This window comes from Paraburkholderia bryophila (assembly GCF_003269035.1).
In the GTDB taxonomy this organism is placed as follows: Bacteria; Pseudomonadota; Gammaproteobacteria; order Burkholderiales; family Burkholderiaceae; genus Paraburkholderia; species Paraburkholderia bryophila.
In genome coordinates this window covers 169,529-190,423 of record NZ_QLTK01000010.1, presented here as the reverse complement: position 1 = coordinate 190,423, position 20,895 = coordinate 169,529, and the positions used below count along the sequence as shown (strand labels likewise).

Here is a 20,895-nt window from a genome sequence, read left to right as displayed (position 1 = left end):
CGGTAATGCAGATCGTTGCCGGTCTTGCCGACCGTGCACAGGGCGGTATTGCCCGCCGTCACGCCCGACAGCGCCACGGATTTCTTCGGTTTGAAGCCGCTTTTGGGTTCTTCGCTACCTTGTACACCGGCGCTTTGCGTGGTCTCGCTCATCTTCCGCAATCTCCTTTTTGCCTGCTCGTTGCTTCAGGTTGAACCGCGTGTTCGATGTGTGCTGCTTGCTGTCCGATCTGATCTCGCATGCCGATTGCCCGGCGCCGGCGCGTGCCGGCGCCGTTCAGCGACGCGAGGCCGACGACATGACGGCGCACCACGCTCACGATGCGGCGTGCCCGTTAGCGCCCACTTCCACGAAGAGCGGCGCGGCGTCTTGCGCGATCGCGCGACCCGTGGCTCGCGCACGGCGCAGCACCGACCAGTAGTAACGGTAGCTGGCGCGATCGTGCAGCGTGTCGTGATGGCGCGTTGGTCCCCACTGGGCGGACTGCGCGGCCAGCAGGATCTCGGTGGCCGTGGCGATTTCCTCGTCGCGCGGGGCGAACGCGGCGACGATCGCCTCGATCTGCGCCGGATGGATGCTCCACATACGCGTGTAGCCGAATTCGTTGCGCGCGCGCGTGGCGTCGTTCGCCACCACGCTCATGTCGCGCACTTCCGTGCTGACGTTATGCGACGGCACCTTGCCGTGCGCGTGACACGCGGCGGAGATTTCCAGCTTGGCACGCCGCACCAGCGGATGATCGAACTGACCGGGCGAGCGCATCGCGGTATCGGGAATCGCGCCGTTGTGCGCGGAGACGAAGTCCATGAGGCCGAAGCTCAGGGCTTCGACGCCCGGCAGCGCGGCCAGATCGAACACACGCGCGAGCGCGCCGTGGGTCTCGACCAGCAGTTGCACCGGCACCGGTTGCGCAATGCCCAGCTCGCGGCGCATCGCCTCGATATACGCGACCATTTCGGCGGCGTCGGCGACATGGCGGATCTTGGGCAGCGTGATGTAAGCAGGCGCTCGCTTCGCGGCCCGCAGAATGAGACGGACGTCGTCGCGCCAGTGCGCGTGATCGAAGTCGTGAATCCGTACGCCGACGCGGCCGAAGCGGTCATGCTCGCTGCCCAGCAGCGACGCGACCAACTCCGCGTGTTCCGCCTCGCGGCCCACCTGGGCGCCGTCTTCGCAGTCGAGCGTGATATCGAACACCGGCCCGAGTTGCTGCTGCAACGCGAGCGATTTCAGCATCAGCTTTTCGCTGCCGGCGTAGTGATCGCAGGCAGGCAGCACAGCGGGCGGCACTTCGCCGTCAAACAGCACTTCGGCGGGTGTGAGGGCGCGCATCTTCGGCGTCAGGAGCGTGGGAAATGTTGAGAGAAAGCTGATTCGGACGCGCTCTGCCGGCTGTGCGGCGTGTCTTGCCGTGAAGCCGCAACGCAAAACGCGTTCGAATCAGGTGCGAACCGCCGTGTCGGCATGGTCATTCGCACGTAAAAAACCGGAACCCGCCGCGGTGTGACTACGGAGGAGTTCCGGCTGATCTGCATGGGCGCTTAGCCGAGCAGGTGTTGAACGCCTTCGCGCTCTTCCAGCAGTTCGTTCAGCGTGCCGTCCATCTTCTCGCGCGAGAACGCGTCGATTTCCAGGCCTTCCACACGCTTGTATTCGCCGTTTTCGCACGTAACCGGCACACCGTAGATGATGTCTTCCGGAATGCCGTACGAACCGTCCGACGGGATACCCATGGTGACCCACTTGCCGTTCGTGCCGAGCACCCAGTCACGCACGTGGTCGATCGCAGCGTTAGCCGCCGACGCTGCCGACGACAGGCCGCGCGCTTCGATGATCGCTGCGCCGCGCTTGCCGACGGTCGGGATGAACGTGTTGCGGTTCCATTCTTCGTCGTTGATCAGCTTGGTCAGGTCTTGACCTTCGGCCGTTGCAACGCGGAAATCCGGGTACATGGTCGGCGAGTGGTTGCCCCACACGGCCAGCTTTTCGATCGACGCGACCGGCTTGCCCGACTTGGCGGCCAGTTGCGACAGCGCGCGGTTGTGGTCCAGGCGCAGCATGGCGGTGAAGTTCTTCTTCGGCAGATCCGGTGCCGACTTCATGGCGATGTAGGCGTTCGTGTTGGCCGGGTTGCCGACCACCAGCACCTTCACGTCGCGGCTCGCGACTTCGTTCAGCGCCTTGCCCTGAACCGTGAAGATTTCAGCGTTAGCCGACAGCAGGTCTTTACGCTCCATGCCTTTCGAACGCGGGCGGGCGCCGACCAGCAGGGCCACGTCTGCATCTTTGAACGCGACCTTCGGGTCGTCCGTGATCACGACGCCCGACAGCAGCGGGAATGCGCAATCATCCAGTTCCATCACGACGCCTTTGACGGCGCCTTGCGCTTGCGGCAGGTCGAGCAGTTGCAGGACAACCGGTTGGTCCTTGCCGAGCAGGTCGCCATTGGCGATGCGGAACAGCAGGGAGTAAGCGATTTGACCTGCGGCGCCGGTGACGGCAACGCGCTTTGCGGGCTTAGCCATTGAGAAATCTCCAGGACGATGCGTTAGACGCTAGGGAAAACGCCATTCTATATGGGCGTTCAGCGAAGCGTTGTGAAACACGGCGGAATTCACTCTTCGCGGACGACCCCGTAATCGTGACGAGGCCGGGTGGCGCGCTGCGACAAGACCGCCATGCCGGAAACCTGACTCTGTAACACCGAGCGGGGAGCGGAATGACGAGGCGCCGAGTAGCCGCTGCACGGTGCGGGCTCCTGCAAACAGCGCGTTTCGGCAAGCGTCTGACCAACGAATGGCGGGCGGATCGAAACCTGAACTGCGAGGGAACAGCATGGTGCAGAGTGGCCGCCGGTGCGTCGCGGCGCTGCCTTCAGCAGCCTCCAAAAAACCCGCAAACCCTTGCTCGACAGGGAGTGTAGGAGTCGTCAGACACAAAGTCAACATTATCTTATGTCTTATATAAGACATATCTGTTGCGGGGAAATCCCTAGACGCGGCCTAGGCCTTTATGATGAAATGCGCGCATGAATTCGAACCCGGCGAACACAACGAATCCGAACGGCCAGGCGGCCGCGGGCGAAGGTGTACCCGCTGCTGTTCCCGCCACGTCGCCGACTTTCAGCCCCTTGTATCAGCAGATCAAGGGCTTGATTACGCAGAGCCTGGAAAGCGGCGAATGGAAGCCGGGCGAGATCATTCCTAGTGAAGTCGAATTGGCGGCCAGATACAAGGTCAGTCAGGGTACGGTGCGCAAAGCGATCGACGAACTTGCCGCCGACAACCTGTTGGTCCGCCGCCAGGGCAAGGGCACGTTTGTTGCAACGCACAACGAAGACCGCGCCCAGTTTCGCTTCCTCAGATTACTGGCCGATGACGGCGCGGAGCATCCGCACGTCAGCCGCCTGCTGGAGTGCCGGCGCTTGCGCGCTTCCGCGGACATCGCGCGGCAACTCGATCTCAAGCCCGCCGATCCGGTGGTGTTGATCAAGCGCTTGCTGCAGTTCGACGGCGAAGTCACCGTGCTCGACGAAATCTGGCTGCCCGGTGCGGTGTTTCGCGGCCTGACGCTCGAACGGCTGTCGGAGTATAAAGGTCCCCTCTACGCCATGTTCGAGACGGAATTCGGCACCCGCATGATCCGCGCCACGGAGAAGATCCGTGCGGTGGCGGCGGAGCCCGCCGTGGCCGACCTGCTGAATGTGCCGGCAGGTTTTCCGCTGTTATCGGTCGAGCGCGTGTCCTATACATATGGTGACCGGCCGGTTGAGGTGCGCCGTGGTTGGTATGTCACAACCGGGTATTACTATCAGAACGATCTAAGCTGAACAGGCTGGAAAAAGGCGCGGTGTCCCACACCCGCGCCTGTTTAAAGGTGTCTTCATCGCGTGTGCTGTAACGGACCGGTCGTGGTTTTCGCTGCAGCGCGATATAAAAAGGCGCTAAAATTGCGGATTAGTGTGACTACATAGTAGGGGTCTAGCATGGCTGAAGCCGTAAAAAAACCGAGGCCGGAATTCCGGAACATCGGTATCGGGCAGATTTTGACGGCATACCGTCTACCACTAGCGGGGCGAGTATCGATCTTGCACCGCGTGAGCGGTGGTCTGCTTTTTGTTTTTCTTCCGTTCCTGCTGTACCTCTTTGATCAGAGCCTGACGTCCGAGCTCAGTTTCGACGTTTTCAAGGGCTTCCTCTCCAACATCATCGTCAAGCTCATCACGCTCGTTCTCGCGTGGGCCTTCCTGTTCCACTTCTGCGCGGGTGTACGTCACCTGATCATGGACACGAGCCACGGCCTCACGACCAAAGAGAAGGGCAAGCAAACTTCCATCGTCGTCCTGGTCGTTTCGTCGCTGCTGACGATTGTCTTCGCGCTCAAACTTTTCGGAGCATTCTAAAAAAATGGCAAGTCATAACCGAATTGGTCCGAAGCGTCTCGTCGTCGGCGCGCATTACGGTCTGCGCGACTGGCTCGCGCAACGCATCACCGCCGCCATCATGGCGGTCTACACGGTCATCCTGCTCGCCTGGTTCTTCGGCGCGCGCGATTTCTCGTACGACGGCTGGGCGTCGATCTTCGCGACGCAATGGATGAAGCTCGCCACGTTTGTCACGCTGCTCTCGCTGTTCTATCACGCGTGGGTCGGTATCCGCGACATCTGGATGGACTATGTGAAGCCCGTTGGCACGCGCCTGCTGCTTCAAGCGCTGACGATCGTCTGGCTGCTCGCGTGTGCGGGCTACGCTGCGCAGATTCTCTGGAGAGTGTAAAAGAATGGCTGCAATCAAGAATTCTCTGCCGCGTCGCCGTTTCGACGTGGTTATCGTCGGTGCTGGCGGCTCGGGAATGCGCGCTTCGCTGCAACTCGCGCGCGCCGGTCTGTCGGTCTGCGTACTGTCCAAAGTGTTCCCCACGCGTTCGCACACGGTTGCTGCTCAAGGCGGCATCGGCGCTTCGCTCGGCAACATGAGCGAAGACAACTGGCACTATCACTTCTACGACACGATCAAGGGTTCCGACTGGCTCGGCGACCAGGACGCGATCGAGTTCATGTGCCGTGAAGCACCGAACGCCGTCTACGAACTCGAACACTTCGGCATGCCGTTCGACCGTAACGCCGACGGCACGATTTATCAACGCCCGTTCGGCGGCCACACCGCGAACTACGGCGAAAAGCCGGTGCAACGCGCTTGCGCGGCGGCGGACCGTACCGGTCACGCGCTGCTGCACACGCTGTATCAGAAGAACGTCGAGGCCAAGACGCAGTTCTTCGTCGAATGGATGGCGCTGGATCTGATCCGCGACGCCGACGGCGACGTGCTCGGCGTGACCGCGCTGGAAATGGAAACCGGCGACGTCTACATTCTCGAAGGCAAGACCACGCTGTTCGCTACGGGTGGCGCGGGCCGGATCTTCGCGGCGTCCACGAACGCGTTCATCAACACCGGTGACGGCCTGGGCATGGCCGCGCGTTCGGGCATCGCACTGCAAGACATGGAATTCTGGCAATTCCACCCGACCGGCGTGGCCGGCGCGGGCGTGCTGATTACCGAAGGCGTGCGCGGCGAAGGCGGCATTCTGCGTAATTCGAATGGCGAGCGTTTCATGGAACGCTACGCGCCGACCTTGAAGGATCTGGCGCCGCGCGACTTCGTGTCGCGTTCGATGGACCAGGAAATCAAGGAAGGCCGTGGCGTGGGTCCGAACAAGGACCACGTGCTGCTCGACCTGTCGCACATTGGCGCCGAGACGATCATGAAGCGTCTGCCGTCGATCCGCGAAATCGCCATGAAGTTCGCGAACGTCGATTGTATTAAAGAGCCGATCCCGGTCGTGCCGACCATCCACTATCAGATGGGTGGCATTCCTACGAATATTCACGGCCAGGTCGTGGGTACGTCGAAGGGCGCGGAAGATCCGGTCAACGGTTTCTACGCCGTGGGCGAATGCTCGTGCGTGTCGGTGCACGGTGCGAACCGTCTCGGCACGAATTCGCTGCTCGACCTGGTGGTGTTCGGCCGTGCGGCCGGCAACCACATCGTCAAGCACGTGAAGGAAATCAAGGAGCACAAGCCGTTGCCGGCCGACGCAGCCGATTTCGCGCTGTCGCGTCTGGCGAAGCTCGATAGCTCGTCGTCGGGTGAGTACGCGCAATCGGTCGCGAACGACATTCGTGGCACGATGCAGAAGCACGCTGGCGTGTTCCGTACGTCGGCGCTGCTGTCGGAAGGTGTGGAGCGCATTCGCGAAGTGGCGGAACGCGTCGACAACATCCATTTGAAGGACAAGTCGAAGGTGTTCAACACGGCGCGCGTCGAAGCGCTGGAAGTGGCGAACCTGATTGAAGTGGCCCGCGCCACGATGGTTTCCGCCGACGCACGCAAGGAAAGCCGTGGCGCGCACGCGCAGAACGACTTCGAACATCGTGACGACGAAAACTGGCTGCGTCATACGCTGTGGTTCAGCGAAGGCGATCGCCTCGACTACAAGCCGGTTCACATGCAACCGCTCACAGTCGAATCGGTTCCGCCGAAAGCGCGGACCTTCTAAGGCACAGGCTAAAGGAATTCAGAAATGGCAAAGCGTACATTTGAAATTTATCGCTACGACCCGGACAAGGACGCAGCGCCGCGCATGCAATCGTACGAGATCGAAATCGACTCGCACGAACGCATGCTGCTCGACGCGCTCGTCAAGCTGAAGGCTATCGACGAAACGCTGTCGTTCCGCCGTTCGTGCCGTGAGGGCGTGTGCGGTTCGGACGCAATGAACATCAACGGCAAGAACGGCCTGGCCTGTTTGACGAACCTGAACGATCTGCCGCAAAAGATCGTGCTGCGTCCGCTGCCGGGTCTGCCGGTGGTGCGCGACCTGATCTGCGACTTCACGCAGTTCTTCAACCAGTACCACTCGATCAAGCCGTACCTGATCAACGACACGCCGCCGCCGGAAAAGGAACGTCTGCAGTCGCCGGAAGAGCGCGACGAGCTCGACGGCCTGTACGAATGTATTCTGTGCGCGAGCTGCTCGACGTCGTGCCCGAGCTTCTGGTGGAATCCGGACAAGTTCGTCGGCCCGGCTGGCCTGTTGCAAGCCTACCGTTTCATCGCGGACAGCCGCGACGAAGCAACGGGTGAGCGCCTCGACAACCTGGAAGATCCGTACCGTCTGTTCCGTTGCCATACCATCATGAATTGCGTCGACGTGTGCCCGAAGGGCCTGAACCCGACCAAGGCGATTGGCAAGATCAAGGAATTGATGGTGCGTCGCGCTGTCTAGGATGATGAACCCAGAAACATCGCATCAGTCCGACCCTCTTCGCCGCGCGCGCCTTCGCTGGCGCGCGCGGCGCGGCCTGCTGGAAAACGATCTGATCTTTGAACGTTTTTTCGGCCGATATGAGCATGACCTCAGCGATGCCGACGTGGGCGCTCTTACGCGCCTGCTCGAGCTGAGCGATAACGACCTGATGGACTTGCTGCTGGCCCGCAAGGAACCGGAAGGCGACCTCGCGGACCCGGATGTGATCCGGGTGCTGGAGCTGCTGCGCAACGCTTGAGCGCCGCTAGTCCGTTGTTCCAGGCGTGCAATTATCGAAACCCTGTTTCCATACTTCGATTGAGGATGTGCTATGACCCCGTCAGATGTTAAAGCCACGCTATCGTTCAGCGACAATTCGCCGAGCGTTGAAATGCCGATTTATAAGGGCACTCTCGGCCCGGACGTGATCGACATCCGCAAACTGTACGGCCAGACCGGCAAGTTCACGTACGACCCGGGCTTCATGTCGACGGCGGCTTGCAATTCGGCGATCACCTACATCGACGGCGACAAGGGCGAGCTGCTGTACCGCGGTTACCCGATCGACAACCTCGCGCAAAATGCGGACTTCCTCGAATCCTGCTATCTGCTGCTGAAAGGCGAATTGCCGAACGCGCAGCAGAAAGAAGAGTTCGTGAATACCGTCACGAAGCACACGATGGTGCACGAACAGATGCACTTCTTCTTCCGTGGCTTCCGTCGCGACGCACACCCGATGGCCATTCTGGTCGCGGCTGTCGGCGCGCTGTCGGCGTTCTATCACGATTCGCTCGACATCAACAATCCGCGTCATCGTGAAGTGTCGGCTATTCGCATGATTGCGAAGCTGCCCACGCTGGTCGCCATGGCGTACAAGTACAGCATCGGTCAGCCGTTTGCGTACCCGAAGAACGACCTGTCGTACAGCGCGAACTTCATGCACATGATGTTCTCGAACCCGTGTGAAGAATACAAGGTCAACGACGTGCTGGTGCGCGCACTCGACCGTATCCTGATCCTGCACGCGGATCACGAACAGAATGCGTCGACGTCGACCGTGCGTCTCGCCGGTTCGTCGGGCGCGAACCCGTTCGCGTGTATCGCGGCCGGTATCGCGTGTTTGTGGGGCCCGGCGCACGGCGGTGCGAACGAAGCTGCGCTGAACATGCTCGAGGAAATCGGCTCGGTCGACAACATCCCTGAGTTCATCAAGCAGGTGAAGGACAAGAACTCCGGCGTGAAGCTGATGGGCTTCGGTCACCGCGTCTACAAGAACTACGACCCGCGTGCGAAGCTGATGCGCGAAACCTGCCACGAAGTGCTGGAAGAGCTGGGTCTGCACGACGACCCGCTGTTCAAGCTGGCCATGGCGCTGGAAAAGATCGCGCTGGAAGACGAATACTTCGTGTCGCGCAAGCTGTACCCGAACGTCGACTTCTATTCGGGTATCGTGCAGCGCGCGCTGGGCATCCCGACGTCCATGTTCACGTGTATCTTCGCGATGGCACGTACGGTGGGCTGGATTGCGCAGTGGAACGAAATGATCGCCGATCCGGAACAGAAGATTGGCCGTCCGCGCCAACTGTTCGTCGGCGATACGCAACGCGAAGCCAAACCGATCGCGCAACGCTGATCGACTGGTTTTAGCAGGATCGAAGCCCCGGCAATTGCCGGGGCTTTTTTATTGCTGCGACCGTGGTCCTGATCGTTCCAACGAAGTGGGACGTGTGTCGAGCCTGGCCGATGCGGGGACACCTTCTGTCGGCGTGCGCCCGTGAGTGTCGAAAAAACGCCGGTACGCACGCGGCGTCACGCCGTGCGCTGCAAGAAATTGTCGATTGAAATGGGCGAGGCTGGCGAAGCCGGCTCTGGTCGCAATCAGCGCGATCGGCCAGCCGGTGTCGGTCAATTGCCGTGCGGCATAACCGATGCGTAACCGGGTCAGGTAGCGCCCGACGCTTTCCCCTACATGCCGGACAAAATACCGGTGCAGCGAACGTTCCGACAGATTTGCCACGTCGCAGAGCTCGGCGATCCGCAACGGTTCGTGAAAGCGCCGATCCAGCAGATCGAGCACACGGTTCAGGCGCTCCGCCTCCGATGCGCTACCGCCTGCCGCCGCCGTGAGCATTGGCGTGCCGCTGCCTGAGGCCGCGACTTCTCGCGTCACCTTCTTCGGCGCGTTCGCGCCGGCTATCCCCGTGCGTGGCCCCCTTTGGCGATAAACCGCAGGCGACGCCAGTGGCGCCGACTCAGCGCCGGACAACTCGGACAAAAACGCCAGCACTTCCAGCACCGCGCCTAACCGCACGCGCGGCGATTCGTCCAGCAACGCAGCCAGCCGGTCGCGCATCAGCGCAGTGGCTTCGCCCGCGAACCGCAATCCCGGCGCGGCGCGCCTGAGCAGCGTGCGCAACGCGGCGAATTCCGGGCAGCAATCGGCGACACGCCGCGCCCAATCGCCGCTGAACCAGACCACGATCGCCACTTGAGGCTCACGCGGATCGATCGGCTCGATGGAGGCCCACGTATGCGGCATATCCGGCGGCACGAGCACGAGATCGTCGCCGTCATATTCCGCGCGATGATCGCCGACAAAACGCCGCCCGCGGCTGTTCAGGGTGAGCGTGAGCTCGTATTCCGGATGGTGATGCCATTCGAACGGAATCTGCGCGAGCTGGCGATGGTAGACGCGCACGGAACAGCCATCGGGAATGGTGACGCGTTCGTATTGAGGTTTCATGTGACGCAACCTGGCCGTCAGCAAGAGAGGGCGGTGAATGGCCAAATTGTATCGATAATTGGCCGGATAGGATGCGCGTGGATGTTCCGAGGTCCTTAATCTGGTGGCGAGTCAGGACACACAAAACCGATCCACGGAGCTGAGGAGACACGCCATGCCGTTCGTCATCGACAACCTTCCAGAGGCGATTCGCGCCACCAAACGCGCGCTGCGCGCCGCGTTGCCTAACTACGCACAGGTATTCGACGAAGTCGAAGGCGCGATTCGTCAACAGGTCGACGCGATTCGCCGCGACCGCGCGCAGGGGCGCGAAGCGATTCCGGTGTTCGACTACGCGTCGATCGTTTCCGGCAACGTGGACCCGCGCACGATCGCCGGCATCAAGACCCGCGGCGCCTGCGTCGTACGCCGCGTTTTCGATCCACGTCAGGCGAGCGACTGGAACGACGAAATTGCCGGTTACGTCGAGCGCAACGATCTCGACGGCAAGCTCGCGCACCGGGCCGAAGACAAGTACTTCGGCAACTTGTCGTCCAGCAAGCCGCAGATCTACGGCGTCTATTGGTCGAAGCCGCAAACGGCCGCCCGGCAATCCGAGCCACTGACCAACACGCGGGTGTTTCTGAATCGCCTGTGGGCCTCGGAGAGCGAGGGGGCGACTCACTTCGACCCGGCACGTGTGCCGGTCTACGCGGACCGGATTCGCCGTCGGCCGCCGGGATCGGAGTCGCTGGGTTTGTCGCCGCATGTCGACGGCGGCTCCGTCGAGCGCTGGCTCGATCCGAATTTCCAGAAGGTCTACCGGCACGTGCTGTCGGGCAACTGGCGCGCCTACGATCCCTTCGACGCCGCGTTTCGCCCCGATGTGCAGGAGATTGCGTCGCCGGCCGTGTGCTCGATGTTCCGCACGTTTCAAGGCTGGACCGCGCTTACGCCGCAAGGCCCCGGCGACGGCACGCTGCAACTGATCCCGATCGCCAACGCGATGGCCTACGTGGTCCTGCGCGCGTTACAGGACGACGTGCCCGACGACGAATTGTGCGGCGCGCAACCGGCTCGCGCGCTGTCGATCCTGCCGGCATGGCACCGCCTGCTGCTCGAGGCGGTCGTGCCGATCCCTCACATGCAGCCCGGCGACGCCGTGTTCTGGCACAGCGATGTCGTGCATTCCGTCGAAGACACGCATCGCGGCAGCGGCTATAGCAATGTGATGTACATCGCGTCCGCACCGTGGTGCGCGAAAAACGAGGCGTATCTGAAGCGCCAATTGCCGAGCTTCTTGCGCGGCGACAGCCCGCCGGACTTCCCCGCCGACCACTTCGAAACCGATTTCACAGGACGCGCTCAGCAGAGCGATCTGACGTCACTGGGACGTGCGCAACTCGGGTTCGATCTCGAACGCTGAAGCGCGTCGGGTCGTGATCGCGGCTGCATGGTGGCATCCATACAGGTATCGCCACTACCACCCAACTCCCTGTTTTTTATCGGTTTTCTCCGTGGGTGTGCGGCCCAAAGCGGAACGCTGCGTGGCATAATCGACCGACACAGTCAGCCCGCAGTCATTACTATCCCGCATACACCATGGCACAGACTCTCTACGACAAATTGTGGAACACGCACGTGATCCACACGGAAGAAGACGGTACGACGATTCTCTATATCGACCGTCATCTGCTGCACGAAGTGACCAGCCCGCAGGCATTCGAAGGCCTGAAGCTGGCTGAGCGTCCGGTGTGGCGCATCAGCGCGAATCTGGCGGTCTCGGACCACAACGTGCCCACTACCGACCGCAGTCACGGCATTGCCGATCCGGTTTCGAAGCTGCAAGTCGACACGCTGGACACAAACTGCGACGCCTACGGCATCACGCAGTTCAAGATGAACGACCTGCGTCAGGGCATCGTGCACATCATCGGGCCGGAACAGGGCGCCACGCTGCCGGGCATGACGATCGTCTGCGGCGACTCGCACACGTCCACGCACGGCGCGTTCGGTGCGCTCGCGCACGGCATCGGCACATCCGAAGTCGAGCACGTGCTGGCCACGCAAACGCTCTTGCAGAAGAAGAGCAAGAACATGCTCGTGAAGGTCGAAGGTCCGCTGCCGCGCGGCTGCACCGCGAAAGACATCGTGCTGGCGATCATCGGCAAGATCGGCACCGCGGGCGGCACCGGTTACGCGATCGAATTCGGCGGCTCGACGATTCGCGCGCTGTCCATGGAAGGCCGCATGACGGTCTGCAACATGGCGATCGAAGCCGGCGCGCGCGCCGGTATGGTGGCGGTAGATAGCACCACGGTCGAGTATCTGAAAGGCCGTCCGTTCTCGCCGGAAGGTGTCGAGTGGGATCACGCGGTCGAATACTGGAAGCAGTTCAAGTCCGACGACGGCGCGCAATTCGACCGCGTGGTCGAGCTGAACGCCGCCGAGATCGTGCCGCAGGTCACCTGGGGCACGTCGCCCGAAATGGTCACGGCCGTCGACGGCCGCGTGCCGGATCCGGAACGCGAAAAAGACCCGGTCAAGCGCGACGCAATGGAACGTGCGCTGAAATACATGGCGCTCGAACCGAACGCGCCGATCGAATCGATCAAGCCGGATAAAATCTTTATCGGGTCGTGCACCAACGCGCGCATTGAAGACATTCGCGCCGCGGCTTACGTCGTCAAGAAGCTGGGCCGCCGTGTCGCACCGAATATCCGCCTGGCCATGGTCGTACCGGGTTCGGGGCTGGTGAAGGCGCAAGCGGAACGCGAAGGCCTCGACAAGGTCTTTACCGATGCCGGTTTCGAATGGCGTGAACCCGGTTGCTCGATGTGCCTCGCCATGAACGCCGACCGGCTGGATCCGGGCGAGCGTTGCGCGTCCACGTCGAATCGTAATTTTGAAGGTCGTCAGGGCGCCGGTGGCCGTACCCACCTGGTCAGCCCGGCGATGGCTGCGGCTGCGGCCATCGAAGGGCATTTCGTCGATATTCGCAAGCTTGGATAAACCGCATGATGAAGAACATGAATCGCACCACTCTATTGCGCCGCTTCGCGCTCGGTACCCTGGCTGGGCTATTGCTCGGTCTGGCCGGCTGCAACACGGTGCACGGATTCGGCGAGGACATGTCACACCTCGGCAATTCGATCAGCAATCACGCTGATAAATAAGCGGTTTTTGATTGTTGCAGGCAGTGCGGCGAGCGGCATTCCAGCCGTCGCGCGCATTGCCCGCTTTTGAAACAGGCGCAAGCGTCATGGATAAATTCATCGTACATACCGGCGTCGTGGCGCCGCTCGATCGCGAGAACGTCGACACGGACGCGATCATTCCGAAGCAATTCCTGAAGTCGATCAAGCGCACGGGTTTCGGCCCGAACGCGTTCGACGAATGGCGTTACCTCGATCACGGCGAACCGGGCCAGGACAATTCGAAGCGTCCGCTGAATCCGGATTTCGTGCTGAATCAGCCGCGTTATCAAGGCGCTTCGGTGCTGCTGGCGCGCAAGAACTTCGGCTGCGGCAGCTCGCGGGAGCATGCGCCGTGGGCGCTGCAGCAATACGGTTTCCGCGCGATCATCGCGCCGAGCTTCGCCGATATTTTCTACAACAACTGCTTCAAGAACGGCGTGCTGCCGATCGTGCTGACGGAGCAGCAGGTCGAACATCTGTTCAACGAGACCTATGCGTTCAACGGTTTCGAACTGACGGTCGATCTTGACGCGCAAGTCGTGCGCACCGCAGACGGCGGCACCGCGTATCCGTTCGAAGTCGCCGCCTTCCGCAAGTACTGCCTGCTGAACGGGTTCGACGATATTGGCCTGACGCTGCGCCACGCGGACAAAATCCGCCAGTTCGAAGCGGAACGCCTGACGAAACAGCCGTGGCTGAATCACCGCATTGTCGGCTAACGCACGCGTTCCACTTTCTCGAAGCAAACCTCAAGGAATTCGCATGAAGATCGCAGTCTTGCCGGGCGACGGCATCGGTCCCGAAATCGTCAAGGAGGCCGTCAAGGTCCTGAACGTACTCGGCGAAAAGTTCGAACTCGAAGAAGCGCCGGTTGGCGGCGCGGGCTACGAAGCGAAGGGCCACCCGCTGCCCGATTCGACGCTGGCGCTGGCGAAAGAAGCCGACGCGATCCTGTTCGGCGCCGTCGGCGACTGGAAGTACGACAGCCTCGAACGTGCGCTGCGTCCGGAGCAGGCCATTCTGGGTCTGCGCAAGCACCTGCAACTGTTCGCGAACTTCCGTCCGGCGATCTGCTATCCGCAACTCACCGGCGCTTCGTCGTTGAAGGAAGAGATCGTGTCGGGCCTCGACATCCTGATCGTGCGTGAGCTGAACGGCGACATCTATTTCGGCGCGCCGCGCGGCGTGCGTTCGTCGCCGGATGGTCTGTTCGAAGGCGCGAAGGAAGGCTTCGACACCATGCGTTATTCGGAACCCGAAGTGCGCCGCATCGCGCACGTCGCGTTTCAGGCAGCGCAAAAGCGTCAGAAAAAGCTGACGAGTGTGGACAAGGCGAACGTGCTGGAAACGTCGCAATTCTGGCGCGACGTGATGATCGACGTCTCGAAGGAATATGCGGACGTCGAGCTGTCGCACATGTATGTCGACAACGCGGCCATGCAACTCGTGAAGGCGCCGAAGGCGTTCGACGTGGTCGTGACCGGCAACATGTTCGGCGACATCCTGTCCGACGAAGCGGCCATGCTCACGGGTTCGATCGGCATGCTGCCGTCGGCCTCGCTCAACAAGAACAACAAGGGCTTGTACGAGCCGTCGCACGGTTCCGCGCCGGACATCGCCGGCAAGGGCGTGGCCAATCCGCTGGCAACCATCCTGTCGGCCGCCATGATGCTGCGCTATTCGCTGAACAGGGCGGAGCAGGCGGATCGCATCGAATCCGCGGTCAAGAAGGTGCTCGAACAGGGCTATCGCACGGGCGACATTCTGACGCCGGGTTGCAAGCAGGTCGGCACGGTCGAGATGGGCGACGCAGTGGTCGCGGCGCTGTAAAGCGGGCGCGGTTTAGCAGCGATCAGGCGCGTTGAAACGCGGCCTTTAAAACGCGAATCGGCCTTGAAACAGGCCGATTCGCGCGTAATACGGACGATAGCGACGGACTTTAGCGTCGCCGGATTCAGGTTTTCGTGTATATTGTAGCGATGGCACACGTAGCTCAAATCTCCTCGATTTCGACATTGCACGGCACAACGGCCCGTGTGGTTAAGCTCGCCATTACCACCAAAGCAATCACCAAAACGATTACCCCGAAAACGATCACGAAACGCTGATCGTCCGTCGTGCCCGCTCATCTTCCCCGCGCGGTCACTGCGGGCAAAGATGCGGGGAAGTTTCCATTCGAAGGGTATGAAGTCATGAACGTAGGTCTCGTAGGTTGGCGCGGTATGGTCGGCAGCGTCCTGATGCAACGTATGCAACAGGAAGGCGATTTCGACTTGATCGAACCGGTGTTTTTCAGCACCAGCAACGCGGGCGGCAACGCGCCGTCGTTCGCCAAAAACGAGACCAAGCTCAAAGATGCGACAAGCATCGAAGACCTGAAGAAGTGCGAAGCGATCATCTCGTGCCAGGGCGGCGACTACACGAACGAAGTGTTCCCGAAGCTGCGCGCGGCCGGTTGGAACGGCTACTGGATCGACGCGGCTTCGTCGCTGCGCATGAAGGACGACGCGGTCATCATTCTCGATCCGGTCAATCTTGACGTGATCAAGAATGCGCTGGTTAAAGGCCAGAAGAATTTCATCGGCGGCAACTGCACGGTCAGCCTGATGCTGATGGCGCTGGGCGGTCTGTTCCGCGAAAACCTCGTCGACTGGATGACGGCCATGACGTATCAGGCCGCTTCGGGCGCGGGCGCGCAAAACATGCGCGAATTGCTGCAGCAAATGGGCACGCTGTACGGTGCGGCGAAGGAAGACCTGGCTGATCCATCGTCGGCGATTCTGGATATCGACCGTCGCGTGCTGGCGGCCATGAACAGCGACCGCATGCCGACCGACAACTTCGGCGTGCCGCTCGCCGGCTCGCTGATCCCGTGGATCGACAAGGATCTCGGCAACGGCATGTCGAAAGAAGAGTGGAAGGGCGGCGCCGAAACCAACAAGATTCTCGGCAAGCCGGCCATGGGCACGCAGGGCTCGATCCCGGTAGACGGCCTGTGTGTGCGGATCGGCGCAATGCGCTGCCATTCGCAGGCGTTGACCATCAAGCTGAACAAAGACGTGCCGCTGGACGAAGTGAACAGCATCCTCGCGTCGGGTAACGACTGGGTCAAGGTCGTGCCGAATGAGCGCGAAGCTTCGATGCGCGATCTGTCCCCGGCGGTGGTCACGGGTACGCTGACGGTGCCGGTCGGCCGGGTGCGCAAGCTCGCCATGGGTGGCGAATATCTGTCGGCTTTCACGGTCGGCGATCAACTCCTGTGGGGCGCGGCGGAACCGCTGCGTCGCATGCTTCGCATTGTGCTCGACAAGTAAAGTAAACTACGCGCTCACGACGCGTAGAAAACTCAAGAAGCGTCGCGCTTGCGCGGCGCTTTTTTCATTGTGTGCTCCGATTATCTTGTCTCTTTCCAACCGCAAAAAAGGGCTGCGCGCTGACGCGCCAGGGGTCCCGATGAACCTTCGACTCTCATCCCTTCGGGCTATGTTCATTCATCAGGGCAAAGGCCGCTTGCCGGCTACGGCAACTGCGGCCGCGGTCGCCGCGGTGACGTTCGCGCTGGCCGGCGTCGGTATGAGCAACGCGCTTGCCGCGCCCGGCGCTGCCGCGAGCGCGCCCGATGCTGCGTCCGTTTCGTATGCGAACGGCGGTCAATTCACGGTGAAGCCGGGCCAGTCGTTGAACGACGTCGCGATCGCCGTCACGCAGTCGCACGACCGGGCGACGCTCGCACGCGCGTCCCGCGCGTTGTTCGATGCGAACCCGAACGCGTTCATGAGTCACGATCCGAGCCGCATGCGCCTCGGGGCAGTGCTGACGGTGCCGGTGCTGGATGCGTCGGGGGGGCTGGCGGCCTCGGCGGCTTCGGCTTCGGCTACAGCTACGGCTTCGGGGGCTTCGGCTTCGACTTCGACCTCCGCTCCCGCTGCGGCCGCTGCTTCTACACCGGTTGGGACCATGGCCGTGACAGGTGCGGCTGCCGCGACCGGCGCTTCAAGCGCTGTGGCGCAGGTCAATGCCGCAGCGGCTGCGGCGGCCAGCGCGGCCAGTGCCGCGACTCACGCTGCGGCGCCGGCTACGCCGGGGACCGCCAGCGCGGTCACTGAGATCGGTTCGGCGACGCCGGGTAGCGGCGCCACAACCGCAGGCGGCGCGGTTGCATCCGCGCCGGTGGCGGGTTCGCAGACGGCAGCGCCGGCCAGCGGCGCGCATGAGTGGTCGGGGTCGATTCAGCCGTCGGCTAGCGAGTCCGCTGCGGGCGCTTCCGCGTCGGCGGCCGTTAGCGCGGCGGCGACTGCGCAGGCGGCATCGCAGCCGCGTGCGCAAGTGTCCAGCTTGCAGCAACTGCTCGCGCTGAAAAATCGCGTGCTGATGGAATTGCAGAAGCACGGCATCGGCGGTACGCCGGCGGCGACGCGTGCTGCTTCGACGGGCGCTGCGGCGTCGGCGGGCGCGTCGTCCGCCGCAGCCGTGTCGGGGCATGGCGGCGCGGCGACTGCCGTGTCGAATGACGGCGGTATTTCGCCGGTCGGCTTGAGCATCGCGGCGGCAGTCGGCGCGGCGTTGGTAGTCTTGCTGGCGGCGCTGCGCATGCGTCGACGTAAGCGCAATGCGAACGCTGCGGCCGAGGTCAGCGCAGCGGATGGCGACACAGTGGCGTCGGCGCAAGCTAATGAATCGCGCGACGTTGCATCGGCACGCGAGCAGGGTTCAGCGCGAGATACATCTGACGATAGCGTCGACGTATCGCTGTCGCATGCGGCCGCATTGGCCGCTGCCGAACGTGAAGCGGCGGAAGGCGCGGCGGCTGCGCGCGAACAGGCTGAACGCGAGGCTGCGGAGCGTGACGCGGAGATTCGCGAGGCGGCTGCGCGGGACGCGGAGCGCAAGGCAGCGGAAAGTGCTGCTGTGGAGCGCGCTGAGTCGGAGCGCGTGGCGAAGGAACAGGCCGAGGCGGAGCGTGCGGCAGCGGAATTAGCTGCGCAGCGAGCCGCGGCGGCAGAGCACGCAGCGGCAGAGCGAGCAGCGGCTGAACGCGAGGCGGCCGAACATGCAGCCGCAGAACGCGCAGCATCAGAACAAGCCTCTGCCGAGCGCGCGGCAGCAGAGCGCGGAGCCGCAGAACGCGACAGCCTCAACGGCGCAACCACCGCCGCAAGCCTCGCCGCCGCCGCCGAGCTCGGCGCCGAAGCTCTCCCGCTCACCCCGCTTGATCCGGTCGACGAATCTTTCCAGCACGAACCCCCGGCCCATCGTCTGCAATGGGATGACGAACCCGCGCCGAGCGCACCCGCCGCGGAAATCCAGAACCCGCTGAACGTCCCGCCGCCGGCTATCGACTTCACCCAGCAACCCGTCGAGCCGCGCGACACGCCGACACCGTTCGGCCAGCCGTACGCCGACGCATCGGCGCATCCGCTCCCCGACACGACGTTACCCCCCGTGCCGCTGACGCATCCGGACCCGGCACGCGACGAAGCAACCTATCAACCGTCCTACGAACTGCACCAACCGATCCAGGCCGCAACGCCTGACGGCGCATCGACCTTCTCAGAGCCAACACCGTTGTCGCAAGCGCAGCACACCCTCACCGCACCGACCGAATTCCCGCGCGACGCCGTCGACGCCTTCAGCGCGCTCGACATGCCGCTGCCGCCGCGCATCGAATCGCCGTTCGAGAGTCTGGGTACTCCCGCGTCGCTGACCACGCAGCCGGTTGCGTCGCCGGAAACGACCGCGCAGCAAGCCCTCGCGCCGCACGACCCGGACGACGTCCCGCATATCGCCGACCAGATCACCGCCGGCACGGCGGGACATGCGGCCGTCGCAGGCCTTGGCGCGACCGGCTTCGGCGCGGCGGGCGGCCTGGGCGCCGCCGGCTTCGGCGCGCTGAAGCTCGACTTCGACCTCGAGTTGCCGCCGAGCCCGGCCCAGCCGTTGCCGGCATTTACGCCGGCGGACCTCACCCGCATCGCGCGTAACAAGCTCGATCTGGCCGCCGAGTACATCGATCTGGGCGATCTGTCCGGCGCGCGCTCGCTCATCAACGAAGTGATCGAAGCGAACGATCCCGCCACGCGCACCGAGGCCCGCGCGTTGCTGTCGACGCTCGCGCCGTTGTCGTGAAGCGGATTGCCTTAGGCGTTCAGTACGACGGCTCGGCGTTTTGCGGCTGGCAGTCGCAACCGCACGGCAATACCGTGCAGGACGAACTCGAACGGGCGTTGAGCGAATTCGCGCGGACGCCCGTGCATATCACCGTCGCCGGCCGCACGGATACGGGTGTGCATGGGCTCGGCCAGGTCGCGCATTTCGATACCGAACTCGACCGCACGGAAGTGTCGTGGGTGCGCGGCACGAACGCGTTCTTGCCGAAAACCATCTCCGTGCAGTGGGCCAAGCCCATGCCGGACGAGTTTCACGCACGTTTTGCCGCGTTTGAACGAACCTATCACTACGTGCTTTACGTCCATCCGGTCCGCTCGCCGATGCTAGCGGCGCGCGTCGGCTGGATTCACACGCCGCTCGACGTCGACGCCATGCGTGCCGGCGCGGCGCATCTGATCGGCGAGCACGATTTTTCGGCGTTCCGTTCGTCCCAATGTCAGGCGAAAACGCCGGTCAAGCACCTGTATCAGATCGACATCCGGCAGCAGGGCGATTTCGTCCACTTCCGCTTCCGGGCCAACGCGTTCCTGCATCACATGGTGCGTAACCTGATGGGTTGCCTTGTGTATATCGGCCGTGGCCGTCATCCGGCCGAATGGATGGCCGAGGTGCTGGCAAGCCGCGACCGCGACGTCGCTGCGCCGACCTTCATGCCGGACGGCTTGTATCTGGCGCAGGTGGGCTATCCTGAGCAATTCGCGGTGCCCGCGCCGCACACCGGCAGCGTGCCGTGGAGTACCGTATGGACCGAGCAAACGGAATCATGAACAGCACCGACAACCTCGCCACCGAAGCCCAAGCCGGCGCGCAGCAGACCGCCGCGCCGCATCGCACGCGCATCAAGTTGTGCGGCCTGTCGAAACCGGAAGACGTGAGCCACGCGATCGACCTCGGCGCCGACGCGATCGGTCTTGTGTTCTATCCGCCGAGCCCGCGCTCGGTGAGCATCGCGCAAGCGGTCGACCTGGTGCACGACGTGCCGCCGTTCGTGTCGGTCGTGGGCCTGTTCGTCAACCCCACGCCAGACTGGATTCGCGAGGTGGTCAGCAACGTCGGGCTGACGCTGTTGCAGTTCCACGGCGACGAGACCGCGGCGCAGTCCGAAACGCTTGCCGGCGTTGCGGGTTTGCCTTGGTTGCGCGCTTTGCGAGTTGCAGCGGATACTCAACCGGCTGATTTGGTAAAATCAGCGCTTAACTATTCAGCAGCCAGCGGCCTTCTGTTCGACACCCATGTCGAAGGCTATGGCGGCGGCGGGAAGGTTTTCGATTGGTCACTTATTCCAGCAGAGCTCGCGCGTCGGGCCGTTTTGAGTGGTGGGTTGAACGCGCAAAACGTCAGTGATGCGATCCATCGCGTGCGCCCGTACGCGGTCGATGTCTCGAGCGGCATCGAAATAGCGGGCGCCCGGGGCGTGAAAGATCACGCCCGGATGGCGGCTTTCGTCCGCGCCGTGCGCGCGGCGGACGCCGAATGATTCCGGCCACGCGGTTTTCTCCTACG

Annotated in this window: 19 protein-coding genes and 1 pseudogene; 16 read left to right on the top strand and 4 right to left on the bottom strand. The window is 62.7% G+C overall.

Translation table 11 applies throughout. The annotated features are described in order from the left end of the window. From BX591_RS17495 to BX591_RS17485, 3 genes and pseudogenes are all read right to left on the bottom strand, one after another. Positions 1–152: pseudogene (locus tag BX591_RS17495) on the bottom strand (2-methylcitrate synthase); the annotation flags it as partial. A gap of 163 nt (positions 153–315) precedes the next feature. Beyond that, a complete protein-coding gene (locus BX591_RS17490; RefSeq protein WP_111932634.1) occupies positions 316–1,332 on the bottom strand; it encodes an HpcH/HpaI aldolase/citrate lyase family protein in 1,017 nt (338 codons plus the stop codon). Between the two features lie 209 nt (positions 1,333–1,541). Beyond that, entirely contained in the window at positions 1,542–2,525 is a 984-nt protein-coding gene (locus tag BX591_RS17485; protein WP_111932633.1) for a malate dehydrogenase, read from the bottom strand. 503 nt (positions 2,526–3,028) lie between these two features. Between BX591_RS17485 and BX591_RS17480 the strand changes: the two genes are divergently transcribed. The 7 genes from BX591_RS17480 (at position 3,029) to gltA (ending at position 8,938) form a co-directional block, all read left to right on the top strand. Next, a complete protein-coding gene (locus BX591_RS17480) occupies positions 3,029–3,829 on the top strand; it encodes a GntR family transcriptional regulator (protein ID WP_111932632.1) in 801 nt (266 codons plus the stop codon). A gap of 156 nt (positions 3,830–3,985) precedes the next feature. Beyond that, positions 3,986–4,402 (top strand): succinate dehydrogenase, cytochrome b556 subunit, encoded by a 417-nt coding sequence (gene sdhC / locus BX591_RS17475; protein WP_111932631.1) that lies wholly within the window; start codon positions 3,986–3,988, stop codon positions 4,400–4,402. A gap of 4 nt (positions 4,403–4,406) precedes the next feature. After that, complete coding sequence (gene sdhD / locus BX591_RS17470; RefSeq protein WP_111932630.1) at positions 4,407–4,775, top strand: succinate dehydrogenase, hydrophobic membrane anchor protein; 369 nt, start codon at positions 4,407–4,409, stop codon at positions 4,773–4,775. 4 nt (positions 4,776–4,779) lie between these two features. Then, on the top strand, positions 4,780–6,555 hold the full coding sequence (gene sdhA, locus BX591_RS17465; RefSeq protein ID WP_111932629.1) for a succinate dehydrogenase flavoprotein subunit: 1,776 nt from the start codon (positions 4,780–4,782) through the stop codon (positions 6,553–6,555). 24 nt (positions 6,556–6,579) lie between these two features. Further along, on the top strand, positions 6,580–7,284 hold the full coding sequence (locus tag BX591_RS17460; protein WP_111932628.1) for a succinate dehydrogenase iron-sulfur subunit: 705 nt from the start codon (positions 6,580–6,582) through the stop codon (positions 7,282–7,284). A 4-nt stretch (positions 7,285–7,288) separates the two neighbouring features. Beyond that, positions 7,289–7,564 (top strand): FAD assembly factor SdhE, encoded by a 276-nt coding sequence (locus tag BX591_RS17455; protein WP_105510589.1) that lies wholly within the window; start codon positions 7,289–7,291, stop codon positions 7,562–7,564. A 72-nt stretch (positions 7,565–7,636) separates the two neighbouring features. Then, a complete protein-coding gene (gltA, locus tag BX591_RS17450; RefSeq protein ID WP_111932627.1) occupies positions 7,637–8,938 on the top strand; it encodes a citrate synthase in 1,302 nt (433 codons plus the stop codon). A gap of 48 nt (positions 8,939–8,986) precedes the next feature. Here gltA and BX591_RS17445 read toward each other — a convergent pair whose 3' ends face one another. Further along, complete coding sequence (locus tag BX591_RS17445; RefSeq protein WP_111932626.1) at positions 8,987–10,048, bottom strand: helix-turn-helix domain-containing protein; 1,062 nt, start codon at positions 10,046–10,048, stop codon at positions 8,987–8,989. A 154-nt stretch (positions 10,049–10,202) separates the two neighbouring features. Here BX591_RS17445 and BX591_RS17440 point away from each other — a divergent pair, with 154 nt between their 5' ends. The 9 genes from BX591_RS17440 (at position 10,203) to BX591_RS17400 (ending at position 20,869) form a co-directional block, all read left to right on the top strand. Continuing rightward, positions 10,203–11,453 (top strand): DUF1479 domain-containing protein, encoded by a 1,251-nt coding sequence (locus tag BX591_RS17440; protein ID WP_111932625.1) that lies wholly within the window; start codon positions 10,203–10,205, stop codon positions 11,451–11,453. Between the two features lie 176 nt (positions 11,454–11,629). Continuing rightward, positions 11,630–13,039 carry a 3-isopropylmalate dehydratase large subunit gene (leuC, locus tag BX591_RS17435; RefSeq protein ID WP_105510456.1) on the top strand — a complete coding sequence of 470 codons (1,410 nt, stop codon included), beginning with the start codon at positions 11,630–11,632 and terminating at the stop codon, positions 13,037–13,039. A gap of 5 nt (positions 13,040–13,044) precedes the next feature. Then, a complete protein-coding gene (locus BX591_RS17430) occupies positions 13,045–13,203 on the top strand; it encodes an entericidin A/B family lipoprotein (protein ID WP_028196115.1) in 159 nt (52 codons plus the stop codon). Positions 13,204–13,289: 86 nt separating this feature from the next. Further along, positions 13,290–13,943 carry a 3-isopropylmalate dehydratase small subunit gene (gene leuD / locus BX591_RS17425; protein WP_111932624.1) on the top strand — a complete coding sequence of 218 codons (654 nt, stop codon included), beginning with the start codon at positions 13,290–13,292 and terminating at the stop codon, positions 13,941–13,943. Positions 13,944–13,986: 43 nt separating this feature from the next. Further along, entirely contained in the window at positions 13,987–15,054 is a 1,068-nt protein-coding gene (gene leuB / locus BX591_RS17420) for a 3-isopropylmalate dehydrogenase (protein WP_111932623.1), read from the top strand. 362 nt (positions 15,055–15,416) lie between these two features. Beyond that, positions 15,417–16,538 (top strand): aspartate-semialdehyde dehydrogenase, encoded by a 1,122-nt coding sequence (gene asd / locus BX591_RS17415; protein WP_111932622.1) that lies wholly within the window; start codon positions 15,417–15,419, stop codon positions 16,536–16,538. 139 nt (positions 16,539–16,677) lie between these two features. After that, positions 16,678–19,350, top strand: a complete 2,673-nt coding sequence (locus BX591_RS17410) for a motility hub landmark protein FimV (protein ID WP_111932621.1) — start codon at positions 16,678–16,680, stop codon at positions 19,348–19,350. After that, positions 19,347–20,159: a tRNA pseudouridine(38-40) synthase TruA gene (truA, locus tag BX591_RS17405; RefSeq protein WP_111932620.1), complete on the top strand. Its 813-nt coding sequence runs from the start codon at positions 19,347–19,349 to the stop codon at positions 20,157–20,159. The genes BX591_RS17410 and truA overlap by 4 nt, the downstream gene beginning before the upstream one ends. After that, on the top strand, positions 20,156–20,869 hold the full coding sequence (locus BX591_RS17400) for a phosphoribosylanthranilate isomerase (RefSeq protein ID WP_244146951.1): 714 nt from the start codon (positions 20,156–20,158) through the stop codon (positions 20,867–20,869). Before truA ends, BX591_RS17400 begins: the two co-directional genes overlap by 4 nt. Positions 20,870–20,895: the final 26 nt, after the last annotated feature.